Annotated in this window: 10 protein-coding genes and 1 pseudogene; 4 read left to right on the forward strand and 7 right to left on the reverse strand. The window is 69.4% G+C overall.

Annotated elements, in window-relative coordinates; genetic code table 11:
- Positions 1-84 precede the first annotated feature (84 nt).
- Entirely contained in the window at positions 85-1,320 is a 1,236-nt protein-coding gene (locus JTJ31_RS08375) for a patatin-like phospholipase family protein (RefSeq protein WP_207538171.1), read from the forward strand.
- A gap of 71 nt (positions 1,321-1,391) precedes the next feature.
- Here the strand turns inward: JTJ31_RS08375 and JTJ31_RS08380 are convergent, their stop codons facing one another.
- The 7 genes and pseudogenes from JTJ31_RS08380 to JTJ31_RS24580 all read right to left on the reverse strand — a co-directional run bounded on the left by JTJ31_RS08380 (position 1,392) and on the right by JTJ31_RS24580 (position 12,281).
- Positions 1,392-2,633, reverse strand: a complete 1,242-nt coding sequence (locus JTJ31_RS08380) for an HlyD family secretion protein (protein ID WP_207538172.1) — start codon at positions 2,631-2,633, stop codon at positions 1,392-1,394.
- Between the two features lie 3 nt (positions 2,634-2,636).
- Entirely contained in the window at positions 2,637-3,119 is a 483-nt protein-coding gene (locus JTJ31_RS08385) for a hypothetical protein (protein ID WP_207538173.1), read from the reverse strand.
- A 292-nt stretch (positions 3,120-3,411) separates the two neighbouring features.
- Positions 3,412-4,092, reverse strand: a complete 681-nt coding sequence (locus JTJ31_RS08390; RefSeq protein ID WP_207538174.1) for a MarC family protein — start codon at positions 4,090-4,092, stop codon at positions 3,412-3,414.
- Positions 4,093-4,150: 58 nt separating this feature from the next.
- Entirely contained in the window at positions 4,151-5,842 is a 1,692-nt protein-coding gene (gene aspT, locus JTJ31_RS08395; RefSeq protein ID WP_207538175.1) for an aspartate-alanine antiporter, read from the reverse strand.
- Between the two features lie 35 nt (positions 5,843-5,877).
- Positions 5,878-7,581: an aspartate:alanine exchanger family transporter gene (locus JTJ31_RS08400; RefSeq protein WP_207538176.1), complete on the reverse strand. Its 1,704-nt coding sequence runs from the start codon at positions 7,579-7,581 to the stop codon at positions 5,878-5,880.
- 18 nt (positions 7,582-7,599) lie between these two features.
- Positions 7,600-10,311, reverse strand: coding sequence for a hypothetical protein (locus JTJ31_RS08405; RefSeq protein ID WP_207538177.1), 2,712 nt, complete (start codon positions 10,309-10,311; stop codon positions 7,600-7,602).
- A 507-nt stretch (positions 10,312-10,818) separates the two neighbouring features.
- Positions 10,819-12,281 (reverse strand): annotated as a pseudogene (locus JTJ31_RS24580) (DUF2252 domain-containing protein).
- Positions 12,282-12,656: 375 nt separating this feature from the next.
- On the opposite strand from JTJ31_RS24580, the gene JTJ31_RS08415 reads away from it, so the two are divergent.
- The 3 genes from JTJ31_RS08415 (at position 12,657) to JTJ31_RS08425 (ending at position 16,640) form a co-directional block, all read left to right on the forward strand.
- Positions 12,657-13,280 carry a hypothetical protein gene (locus tag JTJ31_RS08415; RefSeq protein WP_207538178.1) on the forward strand — a complete coding sequence of 208 codons (624 nt, stop codon included), beginning with the start codon at positions 12,657-12,659 and terminating at the stop codon, positions 13,278-13,280.
- 66 nt (positions 13,281-13,346) lie between these two features.
- Positions 13,347-14,522 (forward strand): OmpA family protein, encoded by a 1,176-nt coding sequence (locus JTJ31_RS08420; protein ID WP_207538179.1) that lies wholly within the window; start codon positions 13,347-13,349, stop codon positions 14,520-14,522.
- A 534-nt stretch (positions 14,523-15,056) separates the two neighbouring features.
- The gene (locus tag JTJ31_RS08425; protein ID WP_236019978.1) at positions 15,057-16,640 is read left to right on the forward strand and encodes a Na+/H+ antiporter; all 1,584 of its coding nucleotides are present in this window, start codon (positions 15,057-15,059) and stop codon (positions 16,638-16,640) included.
- Positions 16,641-16,689: the final 49 nt, after the last annotated feature.

A 16,689-nucleotide genomic window follows, 5' to 3' on the forward strand; every position in this document is an offset into this window, starting at 1 on the left:
GACGCCGTGCGGGATCGCCACGTGCGGGTGGCGCGTCCTTCCCGGAGCGCAGCAGGAAATCTCGTCGCCGTCGCGAGGCCATCGATGACCCAGTGTCCCACCACGTTCCCGGCAGTTGCGCCGCCTCGTCGGGCCCTGCTGCGGCTCGGCGCAGGGGGGTTGCTCGCCGCCGGCATGGGGGGCTGCGCGCTTCCCACACGGCGCGCCGCCGTGCCGCGCGGGCGCGCCACCGCGGCGACCGTGCTCGGCGTGCCGAATGAGCGCTTCATCCCGACCGAGGCTGCAGGCCAGGAGGGGCTTCAGCGGGAGTTCGTTGCCGCGGTCGAGCGACAGCTCGCCGCGCGTGGCCTGCCTGCCGGCGTGCCGAACCTGGAGCTGGACCTGCTCGGCATCTCCGGCGGGGGCGAGAACGGCGCTTTCGGCGCTGGGCTGCTCAATGGCTGGACCGAGCGCGGCGGCCGCCCCGTCTTCTCCGTGGTCACCGGCATCAGCACCGGCGCGCTGAGCGCGCCCTTCGCCTTCCTCGGCAGTGCTTGGGATGCGCCGCTGAGGAGCGTCTACACCGACATCACCCTGGCCGACGTGCTGATCCGGCGCAGTTACACCGCCGCGATCTGGGACGACGCGATGGCCGACAACAGCCCGCTCTTCCGGACTATCTCCCGCTTCCTCGACGAGGCGATGATGGCCGAGATCGCACGCGCATATGCGGGCGGCCGGCTGCTGCTGGTCGGCACCTCGAACCTGGACGCGCAGGTGCCGGTGGTGTGGAACATCGGCGCCATCGCGGCGAGTGGCCACCCCAGGGCGCTCGAGACGGTGCGGCGCATCCTGCTTGCTTCCTCGGCCATTCCCGGCGCCTTCGCGCCTGTGCTGTTCGACGTGACGCTGGACGGCCAGCCGTACCAGGAGCTGCACGTGGATGGCGGCGCCTTCGCTCAGGTCTTCCTGTATCCCGCCAGCGTCTCGCAATTTCGCCGGCAGCGCATGGCCCGCCGTCTGCCCGTGGCGCCGGCCCGGGCATGGATCATCCGCAACGCCCGCCTCGATCCCGAGTGGGCCACGGTGGAGCGGCGCACGCTCGGCATCGCTGGCCGGGCAATCGCGTCCATGATCGCGGCGAGCGGCTTCAACGACGTGCTGCGGATCTACGCCACCACGGAGCGCGACGGAGTAGACTACAACCTAGCCTATATCGGCCGGGACTTCACGGTGGAGTACGACAAGCCCTTCGACCAGGCCTATATGCGCCCGCTCTACGAGTACGGACGCGCGCGCGCGCTGCGGGGCGACGCCTGGGTCAAGCGCCCGCCATTCTGACATCGGCCGCCGCCTGCGGAGGGGCCTGAGGATCGGGCCGCTTCGCGGTCTGGCCCCCGAGGCGAGCGCCGTCAGTGGCCGCCGCTGAACACCAGCGTCTTGAAGGGAAGCAGCAGGGCCTGGATCCGAAGCAGGATCGCATGCACCAACCCGACCGCATCCACCGCGTGCAACGCGATGTAGCGGCCGGTGGTCATGCCGGGTTCGTTCAGCCGCTCGTGGTTCCAGGTATAGGCGTTGGCGATGCAGCTGCTGCCCGGAAGCACCCCGTCCAGCCCGCCCTCGTAGACCGGTTCCAGCGCCACCAGCACGGTGCCCGGCTGGCGGAATTGCTGCAGGTCCAGGAGCTGGTCCGCGCCGCGGACCTGGCCGGTGGCGATGAAGCGCTGCACGTCCGTGACGACCAGGGGGATCACGACCCAGGGCTTCGACACGCAGGTGGCCTCGGCGGGCATGCCGGGGCGCATCACCTGCGCCTCGATCTGGCCGAACCCCGCCGCCAGCACGGGGCGCCGGAGGCCACCCTGTTCCGGCACCAGCACGCCCGCGGGACGCATCAGCGGGTTCACGACATCGCCCTCCTGCAGGAGGAACTGCTCCACCCGGCCGGACACGCCGGCGCGTACCACCGTCTTTGCCAGCGCGGCGTCCGCCTCGGCCAGCGCCGCCTCGGCGCTCGCGCGCTGGGCAGGCAATTGCTCGCTCAGCCGCGCCTCCACGGCCTGGCGCGCGGCCTGCGCCGCCTGCACCCCGGCCTGCCGGGTCTGCACCAGCACTGCCAGCCGCTCGATCTCGCGCCGCGCAACCACGCTGGGGGCGCCGCGATTGAGCTCCACCTTCGTGTTGTACTCGTCCCGCGCCTGCTGCAGCGAACCCTGCGCCTCCAGGATGCGCGCATCCGCCTGCGCCAGATCGGCGCGGGCCGTCGCCACGGCCGCGTCCACCTCCGCCACGGCGCGGCGCGCGGTCTCCACCGCGGTCCGCTGTGTCGTGTCCACCAAGCGGAAGAGGGGCTGGCCGGCCTCGACCCGCTCGCTGCCGCGCACGAACACCTCGGCGACGCGCCCGCTCCCTTCCGGCAGGATCGGCACGCTGCGGAACACCGCGTTGGCGAAGCTCGTGGCCGGGTGGAAGTAGAAGATGGCCGTGATCAGCCCGACGGTGAGCAGCAGGCATCCCACGATGCCCCAGCGCAGCTCGAACCACACCGAGAAGAGCGTGATCTCGTGGCCGACCCGCTTGCCCTGCACGTAGCGGCGGAAGAGGAAGTCCGGCAGGATCGTGAAGAGCGCGCAGATGATCAGTTCGAGCATGGCTCAGGCCTCCGTGCGCTCGCGCGCCGCCTCATCCGCGCGTGGCCGCGGAGGGAGGGGGGCCGGCGCGGGTGGCGGCTCGTGCGGCACGCCGTGCGCCGCCGGAGCCGCCGGGCCTTCCGCCGTGTCGCCCTCGCCCGGTGCCAGCCCGGCCATCCGCTCCGTGGAGCCGGCGATCCTGCGCATCGGCCCCGTGAAGTCCGGAAGGTCCACCAGCGCGAGCAGCAGGCCGGCCACCCAGAAGATGTGCATGTGGGTGAACAGCGCGAGCAGGCCGAGCACGGCCACGATCTCGAATTGCAGCTTCTCGCCCTTGTGGGCCATTCGCTCCGGCAGCGTGTGCAGCCGCAGGAAGAGCAGGCCGAAGGCGATCACCGCGCCGATCAGGAAGATCCCCGCACCGACCAGGACCGGGTCGGACCCGTCCGGTCCGGGCAGGAAGAAGGGCAGGTGGTGCGGCGCGTCGGGGTGGGTGGGCGTGCTCAAGGGACCGTCCTTGCGAGGCGACGTGGCACGCCGTCACTCGGGCCGGAGGCCAACGGTGCCTGCCACTTCCGCGCACTTTCGTGCGCCGGCCAGCGGCTCTGGGCGAAGCCGCACGCGGCAGGCGCCACCCCTCCAGCCATCGTGGCGGCGTACCTCGAGAGGTCACCAACCTAGAGCGCTGCCCATCTGGGCTGGCCACCAAACGCTGTCAGTTTTCGCCGCTCCATACGTGCGACGGCCGGGCTGCCGCGACCGGAGGGATGATGGCACCGGCACGCCGTCTGCCACTGCCCTAGCCCTGCACCGGGGCAAGCAGCCGCAATGCGTCCAGCACGCCGGTGAGGGCGATCTGGACACCAACGCACAGCAGCAGGAAGGCTGACAGCCGCGTCACGATGTCGGTACCGGCACGCCCGACGATGCGGGCGAAGGTGGCAGACCGGCCATAGGCCACCATGATCGTCAGCGCCACGGCCGCGGCGACGGCCACCGAAACGCCGGAGGTAAGCAGGAAGCCGCTCAGCTCGGCCGGCCGGTTGGCGCCGAGCGCGATGGCCGTGGCAATGGTCCCCGGCCCGGTCGTCAGCGGGATGGTGAGCGGGAAGAACGCCATCTGCCGCATCGCCGCGATGCCGGCGATGGAGGTCGCGTGCCCGGCATCGGCCTCGCGCGGCGGCTCATTCAGCATCGCCCAGCCTGACGCCGCAACGACCAGCCCGCCCCCGATGCGCAGCGCGGGAAGCGAGATGCCGAAGAACCGCAGGATCGCCGCGCCGGCGAAGAGGGAAACGAGGAGCACCGCGAACGCGAAGACCGCGACCCGGCGGGCGACCGAGATCCGGTCGGCATCGGAAAGGCCTATGGTCCGGTTCAGGAACACGAACGCCAATCCGAAAGGATTGATGATGGCGAAGAGCGTCCCGTACCCGAACAGGAATTGCTTCGCGAGCTCGAAGGCCGAAATGCCGCCCATGGCCGTGCTCACCCGGACTGGATGCGCGGCCGCCGCGGTTGACCTGGCGCAGCCCGGGTCATCGGGCCAGAAGCCCCACGATGACGGTGCCCCAGGTGGTGAGCAGGATATGCCCGAGCGGGACCGCTGGGGTGTAGCCCAACACGGCCACGGGGCTGCCGGAGCGGTCCTGCACCGCCGCCATGGCCGCCGTCATCGTCTGCGCGCCCGCGAGGCCGCCGAGGATGATGATCGGGTTCATGCGTAGCACGTAGCGGCCGAAATAGAGGCCGACGAACATCGGCAATATCGTCACCACGGCGCCGCCGATCAGCAGGCCGATCCCTGCCTCCGCGACGGCGGGAAAGAAGATCGGCCCGGCGTGCAGGCCGGTCATCCCCACGAAGGCTGCGAGGCCGAGCGCCGTCATCAGCGACACCGCCCCGTCAGGGATGCGTCCGAAGAGCGGATGGCGCGTCCTGAGATGCCCGACGAGGAGGCCGGCGAGCAGCGTGCCGACGCTGGTGCTGAGCGAGATTCGCAGCTCGCCGACCGGAAAGGTGATGAGAACGCCGGCCACCCCGCCGAGGAAGATGGCAAGGCCGAGCGTGACGAAGTCGGTGGCGGTGGTCGGCGCGATGACCGGGCCAATCCGCTTCGCGGCCTGGGCGATCACTGGCTCCGGCCCCGCCAAGTGGAGGATGTCGCCGCGTTCCAGGGTCACGCCCGCACCGAACGGGATTGCGGCGCCCCCGCGCGTCAGTGACCGAAGATAGACGCTGCGTGCCCAGGCGCTTTGCGCGAGCTCGCCGAGGCTTCGGCCTGCGACGTCGCGGTTCGTCAGCAGCACGTCCACCACCGCGACGGGGATGTCCAGGAGGTCGCGGTCCTCGGCCTCCTCCGCGCGCGCCCCGAGCAGGCCCACCAGGATGTCGCGCGGCCCTGAGACGGCGACGACGTCGCCGGCCTGCAGCACGAAGGAGGGCTCTGCTTCGATAATCTGGCCGCAGCGTCGTACACGCTGGATGAACAGGCGCGAATCTCCGGCGCGCCGCTCGGCCTCCTCCACCGAAAGCCCCGTGGCTGGGGCATCCGCGGTCAGCCGGTAGGCGCGGACCTCGAAGCGCCGCCAAGCTGAAATCACGCCCGGCGAGGAGCGCTCGATGCCCAGTTCCCGCTCCAACGCCAGTGCCTCGGCCTTCAAATCCACACCGAGGAGCCGCGGGCCGATGACGCTGCAGAAGATGATGACCCCGAGCGCGCCGAACAGGTAGCAGACGGCGTCGGCCACCCCGATATGCGCCACCAGCCGCGCCCGCTCCGCCTCGGGCAGCGGCAGGGCGTTGATCGCCTCGGTCGCCGTTCCCATGGCCGGGCTTTCGGTGAGGGCACCGGAGACGAGGCCGGCGGCGAGACCCGGGTCGAGGCCGAGGAGCTTGGCGACGACGACCGCAGCGGCGAGGCCCGTGACGTTGCAGACGACGGCGAGCAGCATCGGCTTCGCGCCATCGCGCTTCAGCGCCTGCATGAATTGCGGGCCGACCGAGTAGCCGATCCCGAACAGGAAGAGCAGGAACAGGAAGGACTTCGCCATGCCGGAGACCGGCACGTGGGCGATCTGCCCGACGAGGATGCCGGCGAAGAGCGAGCCGGTGACGGGCCCGAGCCCGAAGCCCCCCAGCTTAAACCCGCCGATCCAGTATCCGAGGCTGATGACAAGGAAAACCGCCAGCTCCGGATACTTGACCAGGAAGGCCTGCAGCCACTCCATCGCGCCGCTCCCAGCGGTCGTCGGGCCGGCCGCGGCTACTGCGCCAGGATCATGGCGAAGTAGCCGAAGACGGTCAGCAGCACGCCGGAGACGGCGTAGCCGACAGGGAAACCGATCCAGGGGACGTTGGACTGGATCTCTACGGCCGCCTCACGGCAGGGCCCGCTGTGGCTGCGCGCACCGGCGACGCCACCCATCAGCACCGCCGGGTTCATCTTGAACACGTGGTAGCCGATGGCCCAGACCACGACCGGAGGGATGCTGCAGGCGACGAAGCCGACGATGAAGATCTTCAACGCCAGCGCCCCGGTGAGCTGGGCGAGCAGCGAATTGCCCGCATTGATGCCGACGATCGCCACGAAGACGACGAGGCCGAGATCCTCCAGCACGTTGCGCGCCGCCGCCGGCGTGTTGCCGAAGAAGCGCAGCCGCGAGGCGATGGAGGAGACGATCACTCCGGAGACGAGCAGCCCGCCGGCATTGCCCAGGCCGACACTCGCCCCGAAGGCAGGAAACTCGATCTGGCCGATCAGGAAGCCGAGGATCATGCCGGCGGCGAGGGTGAGAAGGTCGGTCGCCGTCGAGGGGCGGACGACCCGCCCGAAGGCAGCGCCCACCTGGTTGACCGCAGTCTTCAGGCCAACGACCGTCACGAGATCCATGCGCTGGAGCCGGGTGTCGCGGCCAATCGGAATCGGAACCCCGGCGCGCTCAAGCCCGACCACCTGGATCTGGTCCGCGCCAGGAAGGGCGCGCCACTCCTCGCGCGTCTTGCTCAGGATCTCCTTGTTGGTGACGAGGATCTCGGCACGGTCGAGCGGCACGTCGAGCGCGACGCGCTCCGACACTTCCGGCCCGATCAGCCCCATCTTCTCGGTCATCGTCTCGCGCCGGCCGCCCAGCGCGATGGTATCCCCAAGGCGCAGCGGCTCCTGCAGGGCGGTGTCACCCATGGCTGCGCCGTCGCGGACGACCTTCACCACCCGGTACTCCGGGTGCTCGCGCATGAGTTCGACTGGCGTGCGGCCGACCCAGGCCGAGTTCTCCAGCCGGTAGGCGCGCACCGCGGCCGGTGTCCAGGCAGAGAGCGCGGGCGCGTCGCCGCTGGCGACGCCGTGCGCCTTCTCGTAGGCGATCGCGGCGGCCCGGGCATCCACGCCCCACCATTTCGGCAGGTACTTGGTGATCAGGATGATCCCGACCGTGCCCCAGATATAGGTGATGCCGTAGGAGAGGGCGATCATCGCGCTCGCCTGCTCCGGCGTCGCCCCGGCCGGCAGCGTGACGGCGCCGGAGGTCACGGCCTGCTCCGCCGAGCCGATCGCCGCGGACATGGTCTGCGACCCGGCCAGCATCCCGCCCGCGGCGCCGACCGGCAGGTCGAAAAGGACCGCGCCGCCGACGACGAGCGCGAGGCCGATGGTACAGGAAACGAAGGCAAGGAAGGTGAACTTGATCCCGTCGCCACCAAGGCTGTTCACGAAGGACGGACCGACGCGCAGGCCGACGCCATACATGAACAGGTAGTAGAACAGGCTCTTGGTGAAGTTGTTCAGCTCGAGCTTCTCGCCATAGGCGGAGGCCCAGACCGACAGGCCGCAGCCGACGATGATGGCCGAGGCCACCATGCCGAGCCCGTAGCCCGCGACGGATTGCCGGCCCAACCAGACCGCGAGGCCCACGGTTGCGAAGAGCAGGATGTATGGGTTCGTCGCGAGGAAGTGGAAGAAGGCTTGCATGGCGTCGGTCCTCCTGCCTCAGCGCTTCGGTTTCGCCGCGGCGGCGTGCCGCCGCAGCAGCTTCAGCCCGCGCGCGCGCTCGTATCCGTGGATTTCCTTGACGTCGAGCTTGCGCATGAACTCAACCGTCTCGGGCGTCAGGACCTGGCCGGGCACCATGATCGGGAAGCCGGGCGGGTAGGGAATGACGAAGTTGGCCGAGACCATCGGCGGCCCATCGCGCAGGCGCCGGTCGCATTCCTCGCCGAAGAGCGGGACGTACTCGCAGCCAGCCTGGTCATAGGCGCCGAAGAAGGCGGTCCGGATGTCGCCCTCGGGAGTGGCCTGGCCGGCATTGCCGCGGAAATCCTCGTGGAAGTGCGAGAAGTTCGGCAGGTCTGGCACGTCGGTCATCAGCGACTTGACGCGGGCGTTGAAGGCGGCCTGCTCGGCCTCGCCACCGGACCGCAGGCGGTCCTCGATGTCGCGGCAGATCTCCACCAGCACGCGAACGAGGTGCGCCACGTCGCTGCGGGTGTTGTTGATATTCGTCTGAACGAGCACGCTGTTGCGCGAGGTCTTGTTGACCTGGATGTTGTGCTCCGCGGCGAGCAGCCCCTTGAACTGGGTGCCGTCGAAGCCGGCCGTACCGCAGACCAGCGTCAGCCGCGTCGGATCGAGATAGAACTCGTCCTCGCGCATGGCCCGCACCACGTCGTCCCAACCGGTGCCCGGCGCCAGCCAGTCACGGAAGCCGGATTGCCGGTACTCCTCCGGAATCATCTCGTCCGCGCCGAGCACCCGGAAGTATTTCGAGATGAGCGAATGCCCGTTCACCGCGCGGCGGATCTTGAGGGCGATCTCGATCGCGTTCATCACCAGCCCGTAGCCCTCCAGCTCCATCTGCCGTCGCGCGATGTCGAGGCTGGCAACGAGCTGCTGGTTCGGGCTGGTCGAGGCATGGGTGAAGACAGCCTCGCGGAACTGCTGCTCGACCTGATGGAAGTCCACGTCCTTGACAAGCAGCATGGAGCCCTGGCGAATGGCGGACATGGATTTATGCGTCGAGTTCGTCTGGTAGACGCGCAGCCGCACCTTCTGCGGGTCGGGGACCAGCCGTGCCGCCATCAGCGCCTCATCCGACGGGTTCTCGCCCAGCTCGGCCCGCTGGGCCTCCCAGGCGGCAGAAGAGGCGGGGCTGCGCAGCCACGCCTCGATGTCGGCGGCCGCTCCCATCGCCGTGCGCGGGCGCAGGAAAGGCGAGAAGCGCGCGAAGCCGGACCAAGCCTCGTCCCACAGGAAGATCAGGTCCGGCTTGATGGCGAGGCACTCCTCCATCACGCGCCGGACGTTGTACATGTGGCCGTCGAAGGTGCAGTTCGTCAGGTCGAGCAGCTTCAGCCTGTCGAGCCGCCCCTCGGCGCGCATCGCGAGCAGTGTGCGCTTGATCGTGGCCAGCGGCACCGCGCCGTACATCGAGTAGGCCGTCATCGGGAAGGCCTCGACGTAGATCGGTTGCGCACCGCTCAGCACCATGCCGTAGTGGTGCGACTTGTGGCAGTTGCGGTCCACGATGGCGATGTCGCCCGGCGCAAGCAGCGCCTGCACCACCATCTTGTTCGAGGTCGAGGTGCCGTTCGTGACGAAGAAGACGCGGTCCGCCCCGAAGGCGCGCGCCGCCAGTTCCTGCGCGCGCTTGATGTTGCCCGTCGGCTCCAGCAGGCTGTCCAGCCCGCCCGTGGTCGCGCTGCTCTCGGCGAGGAACAGGTTCACGCCATAGAACTCGCCCATGTCGCGGATCCAGTCGGAGCGGAACACCGACTTGCCGCGCGCGATCGGCAGGGCGTGGAAGGTGCCGATCGGCCGGCGCGCATAGCGCTTGAGGTTGTCGAAGAAGGGCGTCTCGTAGCGGGACGCGACGCCCTCCAGGACGGCAAGGTGCAGCTCCAGCGGCTCTTCGACGGCGTAGAACACGCGCCGGAGCGAGCCCGAGGCCTCGCTCGTGGCCAGCGTCTCGACGTCGCGCTCGGAGAGGAGGTAGAGGTCGAGCTCGGGCCGGAGCCGCTTCAGCGTCGCCGCGAGACGCAGCGCTTCCGCGCTGCGCCCCTCCGGCAGCCCGAGAGGGTCCAGCACGGCCCTGAGCGCCGGCGCATCATGGCGCGAGCGGTAGGGGAATCCTTCCGCGATCACGACCGCGGCGATGGCGGGGTTCACTGCGGCGGCGCAGGCCGCGTCCTCGAAGGAGCCGACGAAGACCGGCTCGTAGACGAACGCGTCCTCGGTCCGGCGCATACGGCGCAGCTCGGCGGCCAGGGAGGGCCAGCGGACGGCTGGCTGGCTGCTCACGTACAGCACCTCGAAATAGGGGCGGCGCGCCTCGGCGGCGCCGAGCGCGGCGGGAAGGACGTCGGCCACGTCGGTCACCGGCGTGTCCTCCTTCGCATCCCATTCACCCGGGCGTTCGCGGTACGATTTGGTGAGGAGCGCGTCCGAAATTCGGCGCGCCAGCTTCGCCGCGCCCGACGCATCGCCCGAGGCGATCCGCTCGGAGAGCGTGCCGAGCAGGCGTGGCCCGGGATAGGCATGGAAGCTTTCCAGCGCGGCCATCGCCGAGAGGGCCTTCTCGGCCGCCTCGCGGCCATCCTCGCCCGCGGCCCAGCCTTCCGCCGCAGCGGTCAGGTCGCGCCACTGGTCGGCGCGCGCCGAGTGCATGAGAAGGAACTGGTCGATCCGATTGGCCTGCGGCCTCACGGCATCCTCGCCATTCGGTGCGCGATCTTCGCGCGCATCGCCGCTTGCCTGCGATGGGGCCGCCCTCTCCGCCTGCATCGCTGGTCCATCCGTCCTTCGCGGCACGCGCCCGCGACGCATGCTGCTGGGTGACGGCGATTGGGTTGTCCGGCCGGCCTGCGACTTCAAGGCATCCTCCCCGCGCGGTACGCAACCGCGGCGTGTGCTGATGGTTGTCTGCCCGGCACAGCGCCTCCGCGCGCACCACCGGCTGGAAAGGTGAGGTCGCAAGCGCGGATGGTTGCCGGTACCTCTCCAGCGTGGTGACCCGCGGTCAGAGCGTGCTCCAGCCACTCGTCTGCCATACGCCTTCTCCCGTTCGCGCCGCGAAGACGCGCGACCACCTGTACGAGGTGTGGCCGTTGCGCCGCGGCGCGGACGGAACGCTACGCCGTGATGATCATGGTTCCGACGACCGTTGCTATCGGTAATCCGCGCGAATGCGCCTCCGCGTGCAGCGCCTGGCGGTCAAGCCTCGCGCAGGACCTCCACCTTACCCTTGCGGACCGCGGTGCGGAGTGCTGCGTGATCCCGCTCTGCCTGATCGGCATAGGATACGGCGAAGCGGCTCATCGCCTCGTCGAAGCGTTCGCTGGAGCCGAGATACCCCGCGATCTCGGAGACGCTGCCTACCTTCGCGTGCGCCCGCGCCAGCACGCCGCCACAGGCCTTCGCGTAAAGTTCGAGCATCTCCGCGTCGAAGGTCTCCACCAGCGGCTTGATCTTCGCATCGCGGAGCTGGCGGACGTAGAATTGCTTCCCGGTGGGCGCGGTCACCCAGCCCAGGAAGATGTCGCTGGACGGCTGCATCAGGCGCTGGCCCATCACCACACGCTCGCCGTGGTGCCCATATGCGCTGGGGCCCGCGTGTGGCTCGAGAACCGACGCAACGGCTTCCTTGAACTGCAGGAAGAGCGGCTCGTTCGAGGCGGACATGAGCAACACGATCCAGCAGCGGCGCCCGACGCTGCCGATTCCCACGACCTTGATCGCCGCGTCGAGCGGCCGGTAACGGTCCAGCAGTGCGCGCCGGTCGTCGGCCAGCGTGGTGCGGTAGGCAGCGAGGGTTTGCTCCAGGATCTCCTTGAATTCCGGCGCGCGGGAGCCCTCGGGATGGAAGATCAGGGGCGGGGCGTCCCGGATCTCCACGCTTCCACCGACGACGCCCGTCAGCTTGGGGAACTCCAGCTCGGAACCGCTGCGCGCGACCGCCTTTTCGATCCGGGCCTCGACCGTCTCGCGGATGCGCTTCGGCAGGCGGTCCAGGAAGTCCTCGGCCGAGTAGCGCATGTACCAGGCTTCCGAGGGATGCATCTCGGCGAACTCGCGGAGGGCTTGCGATAGGTGCGGGTGCAGGCGGCGGCAATGTCGGCGCCCGTCGAGTCCGGCAGCCCCAGCGAGCGCGCCGCGAGCACGAAGGAGGCGGCGAGGCGCTTCACATCCCATTCCCAGGGCGCCGGGAGCGTTTCGTCGAAGTCGTTGATGTCGAAGATGACGTTCCGCTCCGGCGTGGCGAAGCCGCCGAAATTCATCAGGTGGCAGTCGCCGCAGGCCTGCACGCGCAGCCCCGTCGCCGGGGTGCGCGCGAGGTCCGTGGCCATCACCGCCGCGGACCCGCGATAGAAGGCGAAGGGCGAGGCCAGCATCCGGCCATAGCGCAGCGGAACCAAATCCGGCAGCCGGTCGCTATCCGCCTCGCGCAGGATCTCGATCGGATCGCGCCGGTCAGCGGGCGGAGTCCAGATGCCGTGCGACGTGCGTGACACGCGCTCGCGGATCGCGCGCCCGGCCTCCTCGCGCTCCCGGTGGGTGTGCCAAACTTGGCCGCCGGCTGCTTCGTCTGGGAGTCGGACCACGCCACCCGGGGACCGCGCCGCGGCGCTCGGCGTACGCCGCCCTTCGCTCCGGGCCATGCGCGCCTGCTCGGCCATGTTCTATGCGCTCCTCACGGCGGCTCGTGCTCCCTTGGGTGCTTTGTCATCCCACGCCCGCCCGGCCCCGCCCTGTGCATCCGCTATCGGAATTCCACGCGTCGCGCCGAAGCGCGTTCCGCACGACGCGATCGCCGAAGCGATCGCAGGCGGGAGCGACGCTCAAGCCATGCGCCAATCGCTATCAGGAAATCACCGGGGCGGACCGGATCCTGCATGTCGCGACGGGCTGAGGCGTCGCCAAGCTTCTGGAATCTTTCCCTTTTCGCCTCGAATGAGGCGCTTCGCTCGTGCGTCCGACGGCGCTTCGTATTCGTTGACCGGCGCGCACGGCTGCGAACACGCTCGGGTAAGCGCCATCAAAGGAGGACGATCATGCGCCGCCGCTCCATCACCCTTGGCCTTCTCACGATTCCCTTCGTGACCGGCTGCCGGTCCTGGGACATCGAGGAGACGACGACTGCGAACGGTGTGGTCGAGACGATCGACCCGCGCTCGCGGGAATTGCTGCTGCGCGGCGCGGGCGGCGCGCAGTCGGGTCCGCTGCTGAGCATGGTGGTCGGGCAGCGCGTGCAGAACATCGAGCGCGTCAGGCCCGGCGACCGGGTCAACGTCACCTATTACCAGGGGCTGATGGCGCGCATGGCGCGCCCACTCTCCTCCGCCCCCACGCCCGGCGGCGTCATGGCCCTTGACCGCACCGCGGCCACGGCGCCGCGGCCTGGCGGAGAGGCCACCCGCGTCCTCAGCGGCCGGATCACGGTCACCAATGTGGACCCGGCCACGAACACGATCTCCTTCCTGGGGCCGAACGGCGTGCCGCGCACGGTGACCGTCCAGAACCCCGAGGTGCAGGCGATGGTCCGATCGCTCCGGCGGGGTGACCAGGTGGACGTCGTGTACGAGGAAGCCCTGGCGATCGCCGTGGAGCCGATGCGGCAGGTCCGAGCGGAGCCTGTTGGCGGCGCGGTCGGGACCGCAAATTCCGGAGGTTATTGATAGGCTTTCGTTGCCCGGCCGGGGGTCCCCAGAGCCATTGTTGAAGCCTCTTGCTGGAGTTGGAAGATGAAGAACTGGAAGGGCCTTCTCCTGGCCACGGTGGCGGTTGGCGGCTTGCCTCTCGCCGCACACGCTCAGACAGGCCAGGACCGCGGCTTCCTTGGTGCCTGGACACCGACCGCGACGCGCAACGTCGTGTCCGGCCTGTATATTGGCGGCGCCTTGGGCGCCAACTGGATGGAACAGCAGGGTCTGAGTGCCGGATCCATCAGTGGCGTCAGCCCCTTCCAGAGCCCGAACGGCCGCATCAACTACAATACCGGATGGGTCGGCTTGGGGAGCATAGGGTGGGGTCTCGGCAACGGGCTGCGCTTCGAGTTGGAGGGCAATTACCGCGAGAACGAGGTCGACAGCGTCAAGGGCTTCGGCTTCCAGACCGGCTTCAACCGCGCGGGCGGCTTCCAGCGCACCTACGGCATCATGGCTAACGTCTTCTACGACTTCAACATTCCCGCCTTTCCCTGGGTCACCCCCTATGTCGGCGCCGGCATCGGCGGCGCGTGGCAGGAAATGCGGAATGTGCGGTTCGTGAACCCGGCGCAGGGCAATCGTGCCGTCAACATCAACGGCTCCTCGAGCAACTTCGCCTACCAGGCGATGGGCGGCGTGGCCTTCAACATCCTTTCGGTGCCTGGCCTCGCAACCACGCTGGAGTACCGTTACTTCGCGACGCTCGAGAATGATTTCGGCGCTGTCGGCCGTGGCGGGCCGCCATTCGGCAATGCGGGCGGCCGCATCGAGACCGACAACCACAACCACTCGGTTCTGGTTGGCCTGCGCTACGCCTTCAACCAGCCGCGTCCGGCGCCGGTCGCCGCCGTCGCGCCCGCCCCGGCCCCGGTTCCGGCCCCGGCGCGCACCTACTTGGTGTTCTTTGATTGGGATCGCGCCGATCTGACCGACCGCGCTCGCCAGATCATCAGCGACGCGGCGCAGAACTCGCGCCGGGTGCAGTCCACCCGGATCGAGGTCTCGGGCCACGCTGACCGCTCCGGCACGCCGCAGTACAACCAGCGCCTGTCCGAGCGCCGCGCCGAGGCGGTGGCGGCGGAGCTGGTCCGCAACGGCGTGTCGCGGGGCGAGATCACGGTGCAGGCCTTTGGCGAGAGCCGCCCGCTGGTCCCGACGGCTGACGGCGTGCGCGAGCCGCAGAACCGCCGCGTGGAGATCGTCCTGCGGTGATGTGAACACGGTCCGGACCAGGGCCGAGCGTTCCGGTTGTGGCTAAAGAGGGCGGGAGACCGAAGCGGCCGAGTGGCGCCGAATGGGAACCCGCCCCATCATTTCAGAGCCATCGTCCTGCAAAGCGCAGGGGTGACGTGAAAGGCCCTTCGCCTCGTCGCCATGCTCATCAATAGACCGGAGTGCGCGGTGTCGGGGCAGATGCGTCCCGCCGCTTGGAAGCAGCTGTCTGAAATCGCGCTCCTGGAGATACGATCCTGGCGGGAGACAGGACAGTCACTTCCGCATGACCAAAACCAGAAGCGCCTCCGTCGCCTGCGCGGAGGGCGCGAAGTGCATGCTTGAGGCGGTGCGTCCCTGAGCGGCGGTCGCCAAGCAACCGTCCTTTGGGCTCGCCCGCCATCGAAGGACCTGGACCCTAACGGGCGTCCGGCTTCTCCCGCTACATCACCGCCGGATCAGGGCCGCCGCAATTGACGCGACCCTGCTCTTTGGGGAGAGCTTGCAGCCACCACGCAAACGGTTCGGCACGACATGCAGCCCCTGGAACTCTTTGAACTGGTCGTCGGCATGTTCCTGGCGGTGCTGGTGCTGCATTACGCGGCGCATCGCCTGCGGCTTCCGCCGGCGGTCGCGCTTCTGGTGGGCGGCGGCGCGCTGGCATTCGTCCCGGGGCTGCCGACGGTAGAGCTCGATCCGGAACTGGTGCTTGTCATCTTCTTGCCCCCGCTGCTGATGGATGGCGCCTGGTTCACGGCGCTGGCACCCTTCCGCCGGCATCTCGGCGGCATCGCCTCGCTCGCGGTCGGGGCGGTGGTGTTCACGGCGGCCATCGTCGCGGTCGTCGCGAAGCTGATCCTGCCGGACCTGCCATGGGCGGCCTGCGTCGCGCTGGGCGCCATCGTCTCGCCCCCGGACGCCATTTCGGCCCGAGCGGTCCTGCAGCGCGTGAAGCTGCCGCGCCGGCTCGACACCCTGTTGGAAGGCGAAAGCCTCCTCAACGACGCGACCGGGCTCGTGCTGTTCCGCTTCGCAGTGGCCGCAGCCCTCACCGGGACGTTCAGCCTCGGCGAGGCCATCGGCAGCTTCGCCGTTCTGGTGGTCGGCGGGATCGCGGTGGGCGGCGCGATCGGGGCGGTCTGGGTCCTGCTGCTGCGCCGGCTCGGCGACGACCACCTGATGATCGCCGCCTCGATGCTGGTGTGCTGGGCCAGCTATATCGCCGGCGAGATGCTGCACGTGTCCGGCGTCATCGCGACGGTGACGGCGGGCCTCGTCTGCGGCTGGTATCAGCACGTCGTCCTGACGGCCAGCGTCCGCATCCGTGCCCTCGCCTTCTGGCAGGGGATGATCTTTCTTCTCGAGGCGGCGGTGTTCATCCTGATCGGCCTGTCGCTGCGCGGAGTGCTCGACCGCGTCGGCGGAATCGGCGTGGTGCTGGAGGACATGGCCTGGTCGGTCGCGGCGGTGATCGTGGCCGTCACAGTCGCCCGCTTCGCCTGGGTCTTCGGGTCGGATGCCATCCTCGGGCTGCTGAACAGGGCCGGATGGCGCAGGGTGGAGCCCCTCGGCCCGCGGGCCGCGAGCGTCATGAGCTGGGCGGGGATGAGCGGCGTGGTGACGCTGGCTGTGGCACTGACCCTGCCCGAGACGATGCCGGGACGCGACCTGATGCTGGTGACGGCCTTTGCCGTGATCCTGGTGACGGTGCTCGTGCAAGGCACGACGCTGGGTCTCGTCATCCGCCTTGCTGGTCTCCGGGAGGATCATCGCAGCAAGCCGCCCCTCGACCTCTTCGCCGCCGAGGTCGCCATGCTCAAGGCGCAATTCGCGGAGGTGCAGCGGCTCGCCTATGACGCCGACGGCTCGCTCCTCCACCCACGCCTGCTCGAAAGCTACCGGCGGCGGGCAACGCTCTCGGCGGAGTATGTCGAGAGCCCGGAGGAACGCAGCCGCAGCATCGTCGCCCATTACGACGTTATCCTCGCCGCCGTCGCGGCTGGACGGGCCGAGCTTGTCCGCCTCCACCGGGCACGGCAGATCGACGATGAAACGCTCCATGACCTGGAGCATGACCTCGACCTCGAGGAACTTGTGGCGCTCGCCGCCAAGGGCTGACCAGCGGCGCTTGCATACGATGGCCGAGCCGCGCAAAGGCTCGGCCATC

This window comes from Sabulicella rubraurantiaca (genome assembly GCF_017355885.1).
GTDB lineage: Bacteria > Pseudomonadota > Alphaproteobacteria > Acetobacterales > Acetobacteraceae > Roseococcus > Roseococcus rubraurantiacus.

Bases quoted from the DNA above. Each gene is read 5' to 3' on its own strand.
- JTJ31_RS08420 (WP_207538179.1), top strand. From the start codon at position 13,347: ATGAAGAACTGGAAGGGCCTTCTCCTGGCCACGGTGGCGGTTGGCGGC.
- JTJ31_RS08380 (WP_207538172.1), bottom strand. From the start codon at position 2,633: ATGCTCGAACTGATCATCTGCGCGCTCTTCACGATCCTGCCGGACTTC.
- JTJ31_RS08375 (WP_207538171.1), top strand. From the start codon at position 85: ATGACCCAGTGTCCCACCACGTTCCCGGCAGTTGCGCCGCCTCGTCGG.
- JTJ31_RS08390 (WP_207538174.1), bottom strand. From the start codon at position 4,092: ATGGGCGGCATTTCGGCCTTCGAGCTCGCGAAGCAATTCCTGTTCGGG.
- aspT (WP_207538175.1), bottom strand. From the start codon at position 5,842: ATGGAGTGGCTGCAGGCCTTCCTGGTCAAGTATCCGGAGCTGGCGGTT.
- JTJ31_RS08425 (WP_236019978.1), top strand. From the start codon at position 15,057: ATGCAGCCCCTGGAACTCTTTGAACTGGTCGTCGGCATGTTCCTGGCG.
- JTJ31_RS08400 (WP_207538176.1), bottom strand. From the start codon at position 7,581: ATGCAAGCCTTCTTCCACTTCCTCGCGACGAACCCATACATCCTGCTC.
- JTJ31_RS08415 (WP_207538178.1), top strand. From the start codon at position 12,657: ATGCGCCGCCGCTCCATCACCCTTGGCCTTCTCACGATTCCCTTCGTG.